The 13,608-nt window shown below is 66.8% G+C and carries 10 protein-coding genes and 1 pseudogene; 7 read left to right on the forward strand and 4 right to left on the reverse strand.

The features are described from left to right. Positions 1-31: 31 nt before the first annotated feature. Positions 32-1,351: a deoxyguanosinetriphosphate triphosphohydrolase gene (locus RIV14_RS05250; protein ID WP_075373209.1), complete on the reverse strand. Its 1,320-nt coding sequence runs from the start codon at positions 1,349-1,351 to the stop codon at positions 32-34. 180 nt (positions 1,352-1,531) lie between these two features. Between RIV14_RS05250 and RIV14_RS05255 the strand changes: the two genes are divergently transcribed. The 5 genes and pseudogenes from RIV14_RS05255 (at position 1,532) to RIV14_RS05275 (ending at position 7,991) form a co-directional block, all read left to right on the forward strand. Beyond that, positions 1,532-2,758 carry an alpha-amylase family protein gene (locus RIV14_RS05255; RefSeq protein ID WP_075373167.1) on the forward strand — a complete coding sequence of 409 codons (1,227 nt, stop codon included), beginning with the start codon at positions 1,532-1,534 and terminating at the stop codon, positions 2,756-2,758. A gap of 112 nt (positions 2,759-2,870) precedes the next feature. Further along, positions 2,871-4,157 (forward strand): sugar ABC transporter substrate-binding protein, encoded by a 1,287-nt coding sequence (locus RIV14_RS05260; protein WP_081381881.1) that lies wholly within the window; start codon positions 2,871-2,873, stop codon positions 4,155-4,157. An 89-nt stretch (positions 4,158-4,246) separates the two neighbouring features. Further along, complete coding sequence (locus RIV14_RS05265) at positions 4,247-5,821, forward strand: ABC transporter permease subunit (RefSeq protein WP_075373168.1); 1,575 nt, start codon at positions 4,247-4,249, stop codon at positions 5,819-5,821. A 30-nt stretch (positions 5,822-5,851) separates the two neighbouring features. Further along, a complete protein-coding gene (locus RIV14_RS05270) occupies positions 5,852-6,781 on the forward strand; it encodes a sugar ABC transporter permease (protein ID WP_081379538.1) in 930 nt (309 codons plus the stop codon). Positions 6,782-6,976: 195 nt separating this feature from the next. After that, positions 6,977-7,991: pseudogene (locus RIV14_RS05275) on the forward strand (LacI family DNA-binding transcriptional regulator). A gap of 43 nt (positions 7,992-8,034) precedes the next feature. Here RIV14_RS05275 and RIV14_RS05280 read toward each other — a convergent pair. Together RIV14_RS05280 and RIV14_RS05285 are read right to left on the reverse strand one after the other, a co-directional pair. Next, the gene (locus tag RIV14_RS05280) at positions 8,035-9,285 is read right to left on the reverse strand and encodes a glycerate kinase (protein ID WP_075373170.1); all 1,251 of its coding nucleotides are present in this window, start codon (positions 9,283-9,285) and stop codon (positions 8,035-8,037) included. A gap of 40 nt (positions 9,286-9,325) precedes the next feature. Then, the gene (locus RIV14_RS05285) at positions 9,326-10,714 is read right to left on the reverse strand and encodes a dipeptidase (RefSeq protein WP_075373171.1); all 1,389 of its coding nucleotides are present in this window, start codon (positions 10,712-10,714) and stop codon (positions 9,326-9,328) included. A 41-nt stretch (positions 10,715-10,755) separates the two neighbouring features. On the opposite strand from RIV14_RS05285, the gene RIV14_RS05290 reads away from it, so the two are divergent. Continuing rightward, complete coding sequence (locus RIV14_RS05290; RefSeq protein WP_075373172.1) at positions 10,756-11,364, forward strand: DUF3043 domain-containing protein; 609 nt, start codon at positions 10,756-10,758, stop codon at positions 11,362-11,364. A 42-nt stretch (positions 11,365-11,406) separates the two neighbouring features. Here RIV14_RS05290 and RIV14_RS05295 read toward each other — a convergent pair whose 3' ends face one another. Further along, the gene (locus tag RIV14_RS05295; protein WP_075373173.1) at positions 11,407-12,462 is read right to left on the reverse strand and encodes a quinone-dependent dihydroorotate dehydrogenase; all 1,056 of its coding nucleotides are present in this window, start codon (positions 12,460-12,462) and stop codon (positions 11,407-11,409) included. 150 nt (positions 12,463-12,612) lie between these two features. Between RIV14_RS05295 and ypfJ the strand changes: the two genes are divergently transcribed. Further along, entirely contained in the window at positions 12,613-13,521 is a 909-nt protein-coding gene (ypfJ, locus tag RIV14_RS05300) for a KPN_02809 family neutral zinc metallopeptidase (protein ID WP_075370984.1), read from the forward strand. Positions 13,522-13,608 lie beyond the last annotated feature (87 nt).

Below are 13,608 nucleotides of genomic sequence, written 5' to 3' on the forward strand. Positions count from 1 at the left end.
AGGGCTTGGACGAGCTGCCCGATCAGTACAGCTAGACCTCGGAGAACATGCCGCACAGTCGGGCGTGCCAGGCCCGCGCGGAGGTGTCCGTCAGGGAGGCGATCTGGTCGACGACCACCCGCAGGCGCTCGTCGTCGTTCTCGGCCCGGTGCCAGACGTCGAGCAGGACCGGGTCGATGCCCTTCCCGCCGCCGGTCATGAGGACGTCGGCCAGATCGAACACGAGGGTGCGCTGACGCAGGTAGACCGGCTCATGCTCCCTCGGCTCCATGACGTAGCGCACGGCAATGCCCTTGAGCAGGAGAATCTCCGCAGCCGTCTCCTCGGGGATGACGAGCTCGGCCTCGTAGCGGGTCAGAGGTCCGTTGCCGTATGTCTGGCGGGTGGCGGTGGCGACCGCTGAGACGAAGCGTCCGATGATCTCGCTGGTGAGGTTCTTCAGGTGCGCGGCGTCGGCCACGGAACCGTTGTAGGAGCGGATCCAGTAGGGCCGGCCGGCCAGCCTCTCGAAAGCCGCACCGAGGGCGTCGGCGCTTAAGTCGGTGCCGTACCAGGCCCGCGTGGCCTCGAGCAGCTCATCAACCTCCTTGGGGTCGGTCAGGCAGGCCGGATCCAGGCGCCCCAGGGCGATGGCGTCCTCGACGTCGTGGACGGAGTAGCCGACGTCGTCGGACAGGTCCATGATCTGCGCCTCGATGCAGCGCCTGCCCTCCGGGGCCCCCTGACGCATCCAGAAGAAGATCTCGGCGTCGTCGTCGTAGACGGAGTACTTGCGCGCACTGCGCCCGCTCGGACCGCCCGGTCCCCTGCCCTTGAGCCAGGGGTACTTGGCGACGGCGTCGAGGCTGGCCCGGGTGAGGTTGACACCGACCGGTCGACCGTTCCCGTCGAGGGTCTTGGGCTCCAGGCGGGTGAGGATCCGGAAGGTCTGGGCATTGCCCTCGAAGCCCCCGATCTGGCGGGCCACGACGTCGAGTGCCTTCTCCCCGTTGTGCCCGTAGGGAGGATGGCCCAGGTCGTGGGACAGGCAGGCGGTATCGACGACATCGGGGTCGCATCCCAGCGCCTGCCCCAGGGCGCGCCCCACCTGCGCCACTTCCAGGGAGTGGGTGAGCCGGGTGCGCACGAAGTCGTCGGCAGACGGCCCCAGCACCTGGGTCTTGGCCCCCAGGCGCCGCAGCGCCGAGGAGTGCAGGACCCGGGCCCTGTCGCGTTCAAAAGGGGTGCGCTGGGGATTCTTCGCCTGCTCGTGAACGAAGCGCTCAGCGTCCCGCAGCTGGTATCCGGATAGGCCGAAACCGCTGCTTCCGTCGATACGCACAGGCTCTGATCCAGATTTCTGCACTGACATGGTCACAAGGTAACGCAGAAGGGGGTTACGATGGACGTCACCATTCCGACACCGTCCCAGAGGAGCGCCGGTACCCGATCCCTCCAGCTTGTGGTCGCCACGCATCCTCCTCATATCGATGAATCACTTCTCGGACGTCAAGTCCCCGGGCATGCGCCCGGCGGAAGGGAGACACCTGCTGTGACCACCACCACGACTCTCGTTCACCGGCCCTACGACGGTCCGGAAGAGTGGTGGCGCCACGCACTGGTCTACGAGATCCCCTCACCGGACCTGGGGGCAGCCGACCTGGACCGCACCGACCCCATCATCGAGCACGCCCTCTACCTGGGCATGGATGCGGTACTCATCCGTCCCAGCCTGCTCGACGTCGACACCGAGCTGGACTCGATCCGCCGATTTATCGACAAGGCCAGTGGGCGGGGGCTGCGCACCATCGTGCGCATCTCCGGAGCGCTCGGTCCGATCACGGGCCCCTACGCCAAGCAGAACACCGGCTTCGTCACCGGTCTCGAACGAGCCGCTGACGATCTGCTGCGCCGTTCGGAGGCCTACCTGCAGGCCGGTGCGGCCGGGATCGACCTGGGTACGATCGTGCCTCCTCAGCTCACCAGCGAGATCCGGCTGGATCGACTCAGCACCTATTGCGCCATGCTGCACGGACAGCTGGCCGAGTACGTCGACGAGGGCATCCTCGGTGCCGACGTGACCGCCGACTACCCGGAGTCACTCCGTCATCACCTCCAGGACGACTGGGTGCACCACCTGCGCGATGACTGCCTGACGCTGACACGGTGGAACGCCGAGTCCCTCACGTCCCACCTGACCCGGTCACTGGACGAGCACGACCGCTTCGGAGCACCCCCCACCTGGCGATTCCTTCCGCCCCACATTCTCTCCGAGCACCTGGATCCGGGGGACGGACGGCGCTGGTACTCCGTTGACCACGAGGAACGGCTGCGTCGAGGGCTGGCCCTGCAGGCCATGATGCTGGCCCTGCCTGGCTCGCTCTACCTGCGTCAGGGCGACGAGATCTCCCTGACCGACTCCGACAAGCCGACCGCCCCCCTGGAGCTGGCCGACATGGTTGCTGAGCACACCCAGGTGCAGTCCTCCCAGTTCGGCTCTCCGGCTGCGACTGTGCGGCACGCGGCTCACGTGCGCCAGGAGTACAACCTGGCCTGCGCTCCCCTGGCCTTCGTCGTCGGCCTGGAGTGGTGCCCGCCCCAGACCCTCGCTTTCCTGGTGCGCGGCGTCCTGGTCGTCGTCAACACCTCCGACTCCCCCGTCACGTTGCCGGCTGAGGCCAAAGTTCTTCTGTCCTCTCAGCCCCTGCGTCAGGAGGAGGGGCGTCTACTCGTGCCCCCGACGACGACGACGTGGCTGGAGGCCACGACCGTCGCCTAGAGCACACGGGTGCAAGTTTCATTAGTCCCTTGCATTCATTGCATAGGCCAGTTAAATTATGGTGCTAGGCGAGGGACTCCTCGCTCCGGATCTGATTCGAAGGAGAATCCCTGTGGCACCCACCCGCCGATCCTTCCTGACGATGGCGGCCCTGGCCTCCACCGTGCCAACATTGGCAGCCTGCTCCGGCTCACGCAGCACTTCGGGTACGGCAGCCTCGGGCGGTGTTGCCTCGCAGGCATCTGACACCTCCGGAGACAGGTCCAACGCCGACCTGGTCATCTGGGCGGATCAGAAGAAGGCAGACTCTCTCAAGGAGATTGCCAAGACCTGGGGCAATCAGCAGGGCATCTCGGTAGCGGTCCAGACCGTCGCCAATGACTTGCAGCCCAACTTCGTCACCGCCAACCAGGCCGGTAACGGCCCCGATGTCGTCGTCGGTGCACACGACTGGATCGGCAACCTGGTGCAGAACAGCGCGATCCGGCCGGTCGTCCTGAGCCCCGAGGCCGAGTCCAACTACTCCGACATCGCGCTCAAGGCCGTCACCTACAACGGCCAGATCTACGCAACGCCCTACGCCGTCGAGTGCCTGGGCCTATTCGTCAACAAGGCACTGACCTCAGTGACCCAGCCGGCCAGCATTGAGGAGATGATCGAGGCGGGCAAGGCGGCCGGAACCGAGCTCGTCCTGTCTCAGGCCATTGACGAGAAGGGCGACGCCTACAACATGGAGCCGATCTATACCGCCGGCGGCGGCTACCTGTTCGGTAAGAACCAGGACGGCTCCTACAATCCCGAGGACCTCGGTATCGGCAAGGAGGGATCCATCAAGGCCGCGGAAAAGATCCGCCAGCTCGGCCAGCAGGGAGTCCTCAGAAAGTCAGTCACAGCCGCCAACCACATTTCCTTGTTCACAGACGGCAAGGCCCCCTACCTCATCTCGGGGCCATGGGCTCTGGCGGACATCAAGAAGGCCGGCATCGACTACCAGCTCACTAGGATTCCGGGATTCAAAGATATCAAGGACAGCCAGGCCTGTCCTTTCGTGGGAGTCAACTGCTTCTATGTGGCCTCCAACGGAAAGAACAAGGCGTTCGCCGAGACCTTCGTGGCCGACGCGGCTAAGGACATGACTTTTGCGGCGGCGATGTTCCCCTCCAACGAGCTGCCTCCGGCCCAGAAGGACCTCGCGGACAAGCTCAAGACGGAGCAACCCGACATGGTCACCTTCGCGGATCTCTCCGCCAAGGCTGAGCCCATGCCCGCGATCCCCGCCATGTCCTCAGTGTGGGAACCCTTTGGACGCGCTCAGGCCAACATCGTCGCAGGCGCCGACCCTGCGAGCACCATGACAGGGGTCGGCAAGACCATCCAGGCGTCGATCAACGGTTCATAACCCGTCGCCTGCGCCGAGGCGGAACGCTTCTCCACACACCCGGTTATTCCTCATCCTGCTTTCCCACTTCTGGAAAGGACCCGCAGATAATGACGTCCGCATCCACCACCCCGAGGGAAAAGACCACGACCATCAGAGGTCTTGTCGGTCGCATTATGGTGCTCTCCCTCACGCTGGTCGCAGCGATCTACCTCGTCCCGCTTCTTATCGCCTACCGGATGTGGTTGTGGCTGGCAGTCGTCGTCATCGCCACGGGGGCCATGTTCCTGCTGTACTCGACCAGGCGATTCGTACCCGCCAAGTACCTCTTCCCCGGAACGTTCTTCCTCACCGTCTTCCTCATCATCCCCATCTTGCTGACCATTCAGACCTCCTTCACCAATTTCGGAGACGGGTATCGCGGAACCAAGGAGGAGGCCATCACCTCCATCACCAACAACTCCATGGTCCGCACGGAGGACTCCCCTACCTATGGCTTGTCGGTTGCGACCGACGGCGACGTCAACAAAGGGCCCTTCTCACTGTTCCTTGTCAATCCGCAGACCAAGGAGGTGCTGCGAGGAAGTGACGGGAAGAAGCTGGAGAAGGTCGATGCCAGCACCGTGACCGTTGACAACGGCGTGGTGACCAAGGCGGAGGGATACACGATCCTTTCCCCCAGGCAGATCAACACCGCCTACGAGGACATCAGCACCATGTCGGTTCCCTTCACGGACAAGACCACGGTCAAGGTTCAGGGCGTCAGGACCGCGTTCGAGGGAACCAAACGGATGGTCTACAACGAGTCCTCCGACACCATCACCAACACCGTCACCGGGGACGTCTACTCGATCAAGAAGGTGGGACTGTCTGAGCACTTCGTCAACGCCAAGGGCGAGCGCCTGGCCCAGTCCTGGAAACAGAACGTGGGACTGGCCAACTACTCGCGGCTCTTCACTGAGGGCAACCTGGCCTCCCAGTTCCTCAAGGCCTTCGCGTGGACCATCGTCTTCGCCCTGGGATCGGTGCTTCTCACCTTCGGCCTCGGCTTCTTCCTGGCGCTGACCCTCAATGATGATCGCATCAAGGGGAAGAAGCTCTACCGCTCCTTCCTCCTGCTGCCTTACGCCGTCCCCGGCTTCATCTCGCTGCTCGTGTGGTCGAACTTCTACAACCAGGACTTCGGCCTCATCAACCGGATGCTGCACCTCAGTATCCCGTGGCTGTCCGACCCGACCATGGCCAAGGTCGCCGTCCTGCTGACCAACACGTGGATGGGCTTCCCCTACATGTTCATCGTGTGCACCGGCGCTCTGCAGTCCATCTCTGGCGATGTCAAGGAGGCGGCAAAGATGGACGGCGCCAGTGGCATGCAGGCCACATGGCGCATCATCACCCCGCTGCTCCTGGTCGCCGTCGCCCCCCTGCTGGTAAGTACCTTCGCCTTCAACTTCAACAACTTCAATGCCATCCAGCTGCTGACCGAGGGTGGACCTTTCCCGGCTGGGGAGTACACGCGAGGCGGAACCGACATCCTCATCTCCATGGTCTATCGCATTGCCTTCGGCCGTGCCGGCTCGGACTTCGGATTCGCCTCGGCCGTCTCCGTGGTCCTGTTCGCCGTCACCGGTGTCCTGGCCGCCTTGCAGTTCCGAGCCACCAAGAAGCTCGAAGACGTCAACTGACCAGCCGACCTCGGAAAGAACATCATCACCATGAGCACCTCATCGCAGTCCGTGCCCCAGTCCGCATCCAAGGGTTCCGAGGAGAGCGCCGTCGTCGAGAATCACATGCCGTTCTCACGCTGGTTCCGGGAGATCGGCTGGAGACACGTCGTCGGCGTCATCGCCCTGGTCTTCGGCGCCTTCCCCGTCCTCTACGTCATCTCCGCCTCACTCAACCCCCTGGGCACGGTGGCATCCACCGGTCTGATCCCCACCAAGGTGAGTCTGGTCAACTACCAGAACCTGCTGTCCGGGGTACGGGGCCCATTCCTGCGCTGGTACCTCAACACGATCATCATCTGCACCGTGGTGGCCACCGCCCAGGTCTTCCTGTCCCTGCTGGGGGCCTACGCCTTCTCCCGGTTCCGCTTCGCAGGGCGCCGTGGAGGCCTGCTGGCCCTGCTCCTGATCATGATGTTCCCCGCGATCCTCTCCATGATCGCCATCTACACGATGATCTCCGACATCGGCCAGGTAGTCCCCTTCCTTGGCCTCAACACCCTGGCCGGCTACAGCCTGGCGCTCATGGGCGGGGCACTGGGGCAGGTGTGGCTCATCAAGGGAACCTTCGACACGATTCCCCGCGAGCTCGATGAGGCCGCCATCATCGATGGCTGCACGCACTGGCAGGTCTTCCGCATCATCCTTCTGCCCACGCTCAAGCCGATCATCGCCACCACCTTCCTGCTGGCCTTCGTGGGCGTCATCAGCGAGTTCCTCCTGGGCTCGATCATTCTGACCGACGATTCTCAGAAGACGCTCGCAGTGGGGCTCTACGGCATGCTAGCCGGCGACCGCTCCAACAACCTGGGCATCTTCGCCGCCGGGGCGGTCCTCACCATGGCCCCGGTGATCGCCCTGTTCCAGTACTTGCAGCGCTACATCGTCGGAGGATCGATCTCGGGCGCGGTCAAGGGCTGATCATGGTCGGGTGCCTTCGCACGTCCCCCACCCCCGTCGGCCGTCGATTAGGGACTGTCAGCGCCACATGCCCGTCACGGATTCCCACGAACGGCACATGACCTGCGATGATGGTCAGTCGAGGGACGCGACGATCCAGTGTCGGTGCACGCGAATCAGCCCCTCCATCCTGACCGTTCTTCGTAGGATTCACTCATGCCGCAGAGACTCACTCTCACCAACATCGCCGACCAGGCGGGTGTCTCCACAGCGACTGTCTCGCGTGTACTCAATGGAAAGTCCAACGTGGCGGACTCGACCCGCCGGCAGGTGCTCGCAGCGCTCGACATCCTGGGCTATGAGCGTCCCGAGTCGGTGCACCAGACCTCCCGCGGTCTCATGGGGCTGATCGTGCCCGAGCTGAGCAACCCGATCTTTCCGCTGTTCGCCCAGCAGATCGAGCAGCTCCTGGCGCCCTCCGGGCACACTCCCCTGCTGTGCACCCAGACCCCCGGCGGTATCAGCGAGGACGAGTACATCGAGATGCTCGTGGACCGCGGTGTCGCCGGCATCATCTTCGTCTCCGGCCGTCACGCGGACACCACCGGCGACGTCACCCGCTACCAGCGCCTACGTGAGCGCGGCGTGCCGCTGGTGACGGTCAACGGCAACGCGCCGACCATCAAGGCCCCGGGCTTCGCCACCGATGACCGACGGGCGACCCGGATGGCAGTCGATCACCTCATCGCCCTGGGGCACCAGCGCATCGGTCTGGCCATGGGGCCGATGCGCATGGTGCCGGCTCAGCGCAAGCGCTCCGGCTACGAGGATGCCATGAGCGAGGGCCTGCCCGAGGAGCCGCTGCGGATCGTGGAGACGCTCTACACCTACGAGGGCGGCGTCAGCGCAGCCCTTCACCTGCTGGAGCAGGGCTGCACCGGCATCGTGTGCTCCTCGGACGTCATGGCCCTGGGCGTGGTTCACGGGGTGCGCCAGACAGGCAGGTCAGTACCTCACGACGTCTCCGTCATCGGCTACGACGACTCACCGCTCATCCCCATGACCGACCCGCCGCTGAGCACGGTGCGCCAGCCCCGTGGAGTCCATCTGCCGGGCGGCTGTCTCCACGCTCCTCGCACAGCTCAACGGGCAGCGGCCGGCCGACACCGAGATGCTCTTCGCCCCCGACCTCATCGTGCGCGACTCGACCGCCGCGGCCCCCATCGACTGAGCCGCCCGCCGCTCGCAGCGGCGCCCTGGCGCGAAACGTCCGGTCAGCGCGACCACGTGCGGGCCAGCCGGGTGCCGAGGTCCGTCAGCCGTGACTCCAGCCGGTGAGAGTCAGTCGCATCCCAGGGCTCGGTGGCATGAGCCTCCTGCAGCCCGTAGGCGGTGGTGACGCCGGCAGCGGCCAGCTCACCGCGGCTGACGGCGCAGCGCCCGCACACCACAATGCACGGCAGCGCCTGCGAGGCGCTCTGCTGGCCGACGACGCCCACGACGCCGTCGGCCAGAACGTCGTAGAGCTCTCCCCAGGCCGCGACGACCAGGTCCTGACCGCGGACGGCGTCGCTCAGAGCGAGGATCTCCGCCATGGCTCGCGCACCGGGCCGCACCCACGCACCCAGGGCCCGCAGCACCAGGGCGCTGCCCCCGCCCGCCCCGGTTCCCCAGGAAGACGCGCTCAGGCGAGCGTTCCCGGCGGAGTTCGGCGCGTGCTCGGAGGCGGAGGGCCCGACGTCGTTGAGCGCGGAGACGACAGGCAGGGACCTTCGTGGGCCGACGGCACCGGGATCGAGGTCCTGGGCCGCGCTGACGACTTCCATCGCGCGGGAGCAGGCGCGGCGGTCCAGTTCCTGTGCCAGCTCAGGGCTGATGGAGGTGATGCTCGTCAGGGCCGCCCCGGCACCGTTCATGCCTCCCAGGGCGATGTCGTCGGCCAGAACGAGTCCGAGGCTGCGGCGCGACAGCAGGTCCTTGGCCACTCGCAGGCCCCCGAGCGCGTCCATGACTCCCAGGCCCCCGTCGTGAACGGCGGAGCGCGACAACCCCACCAGGAGCGTGTCCAAGGGCCCGGTACGGCTCAGGGCGGCTCCGATCACTCCTCCCAGGCCGGAGGTACTCCCCTCCAGCGCCTCCTGGGCCGCCTCATCGGGATCGGCAGGAAGCGTCAGGAGCCGAGCGGCGTCCAGGAACCAGGTGCTTGCCTCGCCGCGGCGCCGGTTACCGGATGGTGTCGGCTTGGGAAGCAGACGCACCAGGTCGACCTCTCTGACCTGTCCGAGCGGTCCCCGCCCCTGAATGACCTCCCGAGAGGCGACCTGCTCAGGGGCGATCACCTGAGCCGAGCCTGGTCCGCCGTCCGCCACGGGCAGCAGGGTCAGGGAGTCGTGGGGGCGCACCTCCCGCCAGCCACGCGCCAGGCAGGAGGCAACGTGGCCCGGGGCAAGACCTGGTCCCGAGCCCGCCAGAGGCACTCCAGCGGGCTCGGGCCACAGCCCACCAGGGGCGAGAAGAACCTTCATGTGCTCGGTCTCCGGTGGCGGGCTCGGCGAGCACCGGTCGTCATGAGCTGATGGCGCCGCCCAGGCGGGCCAGGAGGAGGGCCTCGGCGACCACGATGTGCTCGAGCTCGCCCACGTGCATGGACTCGTTCTCGCTGTGGGCCCGGGTGTCGGGGTCCTCGATCCCGGTGACGAGCACCTGGGCGTCGGGGAAGGTCTCCTTGAGGGTGGCGATGAAGGGGATGGAGCCGCCCTGTCCGATGTTGACGGCCTCGGTATCCCAGGCCGTGGACAGGGCCCAGTGGGCAGCCTCGGAGGCGGGGGTGACCTCGGAGCCGTCGAAGGCGGGCCCGGCTTCACGGCCGGTGACGGTCAGACGGCCCCCGAAGGGCACGTGCTTCTCCAGGTGGGTGACCAGGGCCTCCTGGGCCGCGGCCGGGTCCTGCCCGGGTGCGATGCGCAGCGAGAGCCGGGCCGTGCACGATGGCGTCAGGACGTTGCCGGCCAGGTCCAGGGGCGTGACGTCCATGCCGATGAGCGTCAGGGAGGGCTTGGTCCACAGCCGGGCGGTGAGGTCACCGGTGCCGGACAGCTCAACACCGTCAAGGACTCCGGCGTCGGCACGGAAGTCGGCCTCCGGGTAGTCGGGGAAGTCGGCGTCGGCCTGGGACCGGCTGACCAGCCCGGCCACGGCGACGTCACCGGCCTCGTCGTGGCAGGAGGCGATCAGACGGCACATGGCGGTGGCGGCGTCCAGCACGGGGCCGCCGTACTGACCGGAGTGAAGCGCGTGGTCAAGCATGTCGAGGCGGACGTCGACCTGGATGACGCCGCGCAGCGTGGTGGTCAGGGACGGGGTGCCGACCTTCCAGTTGGAGGAGTCGGCCACGACGATGACGTCGGAGGCCAGCCGGTCGCGGTGGGTGGTCAGGAAGTTCTCGAAGGAGGGGCTGCCCACCTCCTCCTCACCCTCGATGAAGACCGTCACGGCGCAGGGCAGCTCGCCGTCGGCCAGGGAGGCCAGGATGCGCAGGGCGTGGGCGTGGGTGATGACGCCGGCCTTGTCGTCAGCGGTTCCGCGTCCGAACATCCGTTCCCCGCGCCGCTCGGCGGTGAAGGGGTCGGCCTGGTCCCAGCCGGTCGGGTCGCCGACGGGTTGGACGTCGTGGTGGGAGTAGAGCAGGACGTGCGGGCTGCCGTCGGGGCCGGCCTTGTGGGCCAGGACGGCGGGCCGGCCGGGGGTCCCGTCAGGGGCGGGCACCGAGAGGATCTCGGCATCCAGACCGCTGTCGCGCAGGAGCGCGGCCACTGCCTCGGCGGAGCGCTGGACCTGGGACTGGTCGTGGCTGGAGGCGGAGACCGAGGGGATCGCGACCAGGTCCGTCAGGTCGGAGACGATGGTGGGCATGGAGGTGTGCACGGCGGTGCGCACGGCATCAACGGTGATCATGGTTTTCAGGGTATCGCGCCGCTGCCGCTAGTCTGTGCACCGTGAGCCTGTTCAAGAAGCGCAGCCAGACCCCTGAGCCGGAGCCCGTGGCCGAGCCCTCCCCCAAGCCCGGTGGCAAGGGACGCCCCACGCCCCGGCGTAAGGACCAGCAGGCCAAGAACCTGCACCCGGTGGTCCCCAAGGATCGTGCGGCCGCCAAGCGGGAGGCGCGAGCGGCCCGTGAAGCCGCCTGGAAGCGTCAGAACGAGGCCATGGTCACCGGTGAGGAGAAGTACCTCCCGTCCCGGGAGAAGGGGCCGGTCAAGCGCTACATCCGTGACTACGTCGACGCGCGCTTCTGTCTGGGCGAGTACTTCATGCCCCTCGTCTTCGTTCTGCTCATCATCTCCTTCGGGTTCACCCGTATCCTGCCCCACTACCCGCTTATCAGCTTCTACACAGTGCTGGCGATGAACGGCTACCTGCTGGCGGCGATCGCCGACGCAGTCTGGTGCTGGGCGCGCCTGCGCCGCCGCCTGACCGCGAAGTTCGGCCAGGAGCGGGTTAAGGACGAGGGGACGATCCTCTTCTACGTCATGTCGCGCTGCTTCATGCTGCGGCGCTGGCGCCGTCCCGCCACCCTGGTCAAGCGGGGCCAGTACCCCTCCTGATCCGTTCCGGTCCGCTTTGGGACGGCCCCGGTCGCCTGGGGCTCAGGCAGTCGTTCGAGCGGCGGAGCCGGTGGCCAGGGCCCGGTTGATGCGCCCCGGCCAGGCGGGACCGTTGTAGATGAAGGCCGTGTAGGCCTGAAGCAGGTCCGCTCCTGCGTCGAGCATGAGCTCGGCGTCCATGACGGAGGAGATGCCGCCGACGCCAATGATCGTGGGCTCCTGCCCCAGCCCGCGGCGCAGACGGCGCACGACCTCCAGAGCGCGGGGAAGAAGAGGGGCACCGGACAGGCCGCCCTCCCCCAGGTCGTGGTCGATGGTCGTGTTGGTGGCCACCACCCCGTCGAGCCCCATGTCCAGGACCAGTTGCGCAACGGCGTCGATGTCCTCGTCAGCCAAGTCGGGGGCGATCTTGACCAGGAGCGGGACGTGCCGCCTGGCGGCGTGGTCGGCGGCCTCGCGCACCGCCTCGAGGATCGGGCGCAGCGTCTCAACGCTCTGCAGGCTGCGCAGCCCGGGGGTGTTGGGGCTGGAGACGTTGACGACGAGGTAGTCGACCCACCGGGCCACTGCTGCGGCCGAGTAGCGGTAGTCGTCCACCGCCTCGTTAAGCGGGGTCACCTTGGTCTTGCCGATGTTCGCACCGACGACGATGGAGCGTCCTCGCGGGGTGCGGCGCAGGGCCCGCAGGCGCTTGGCGGCCTCATCCGCCCCGGAGTTGTTGAAGCCCATGCGGTTGCGTACGGCGCGCATCTGCGGGTAGCGCCACATGCGGGGCTTGTCGTTGCCGCCCTGGGGGTGGGCGGTGAACGTGCCGACCTCGATGAAGCCGAAGCCGAGCATGTCCAGGCCCTCAACGGCCTGCCCCTCCTTGTCCATCCCCGCTGCGAGTCCCAGGATGCCGGGCACGGGACGGGCGAAGGGACCGCCCTGGTTGGCCGAGGGAACGGGGAAGGCCGGCCGGCGCCCCCACATCTGGCGCACCACGTCTCTGACGAGGGGAACCTTGCCGGTGACCTCGATCGCGTCCAGGCACACGTCGTGGATCAGCTCGGGGTCGATACGGGTGAGCACGGTCTTGTACATCAGGTCGTAGAGCACGGCATCAGGCTACCCCGACCGGGTCTTCCAGGGCCCGTGCAGGCTCCCGCCATTATTCTCCTCGGTGTTCCCGCTTCGCACCGGTGACGGTGTCACGGTAGCGTGGGCGTCGTCCGAGCCTCATTGCAGGCGTGTTCTCAGAGGTGGCAAGTGTCCTTCAACCGCGATATCCAGCTCGACCCCAACCGGGTCCAGACCCGTTCCGGCGCAGGCCGGGGCGCCATGATCGGTGGCGGCTCGATCCTGACCGTCATCGCCGTCGTCCTCATCTCCCAGCTCACGGGAGTGGACCTGACCTCCATGCTGGGGACGCAGCAGCAGACTGGGACGACAACGTCGACGGCCTCATCGATCGACACCTCCGTGTGCACCAGCGGGGACAGCGCCAACAAGTACACCCAGTGCCGCATGGTGGCCACCGCCGAGTCCCTCGACGCGGTGTGGACCGAGCAGCTGCCCGCCCAGGCGGGGCTCAAGTACGCCAAGCCCGAGTTCGTCCTGTGGGACGGCACCCAGATCTCCTCGGCCTGCGGCAACGCATCCTCGGCGGTGGGTCCCTTCTACTGCTCAGGGGACCGGACGGTCTACCTGGACATGAGCTTCTTCTCCGAGATGGAGCGCTCCCTGGGGGCCACTGACACGCCCTTGGCGGAGGAGTACATCGTGGCCCATGAGTTCGGCCACCATATCCAGCACCTGACCGGGCAGATGGCCAAGGCCGACCGCTCAGGTAGCGGTGCGACCTCCGACTCGGTACGGCTGGAGCTCCAGGCGGACTGCTACGCGGGGATCTGGGTCAATCACGCCTCCTCCACCCCGGACCCGGACACCGGCAAGCCCTTCCTCAACCGCCCCAGTAGTGAGGAGATCAAGGGTGCGCTGGGTGCGGCCGAGGCCGTGGGCGACGACCACATCCAGGAGCGGGCCAGGGGGCACGTCGACTCCGACACGTGGACCCACGGTTCCTCCGAGCAGCGCGTGCGCTGGTTCACCACCGGAATGAACTCCGGCTCGATGCAGGCCTGCAACACCTTCGCCGTCGACGCCTCCCAGCTCTGAGACCAACGCGGCGACGCCGTTCGTCGCCCTGGCTCGTCCTGCCTTCCCGCCGATCCTCTCGGCCTGATGGGGCCCGCCGCCTTCTGC

Source organism: Actinomyces acetigenes (assembly GCF_031296635.1).
Lineage (GTDB): Bacteria > Actinomycetota > Actinomycetes > Actinomycetales > Actinomycetaceae > Actinomyces > Actinomyces acetigenes.

What these genes read in the sequence shown, in the direction of transcription:
- RIV14_RS05250 (WP_075373209.1), bottom strand. Translation starts at nt 1,351, where the DNA reads ATGTCAGTGCAGAAATCTGGATCAGAGCCTGTGCGTATCGACGGAAGC.
- RIV14_RS05265 (WP_075373168.1), top strand. Translation starts at nt 4,247, where the DNA reads ATGACGTCCGCATCCACCACCCCGAGGGAAAAGACCACGACCATCAGA.
- RIV14_RS05270 (WP_081379538.1), top strand. Translation starts at nt 5,852, where the DNA reads ATGAGCACCTCATCGCAGTCCGTGCCCCAGTCCGCATCCAAGGGTTCC.
- RIV14_RS05280 (WP_075373170.1), bottom strand. Translation starts at nt 9,285, where the DNA reads ATGAAGGTTCTTCTCGCCCCTGGTGGGCTGTGGCCCGAGCCCGCTGGA.
- RIV14_RS05285 (WP_075373171.1), bottom strand. Translation starts at nt 10,714, where the DNA reads ATGATCACCGTTGATGCCGTGCGCACCGCCGTGCACACCTCCATGCCC.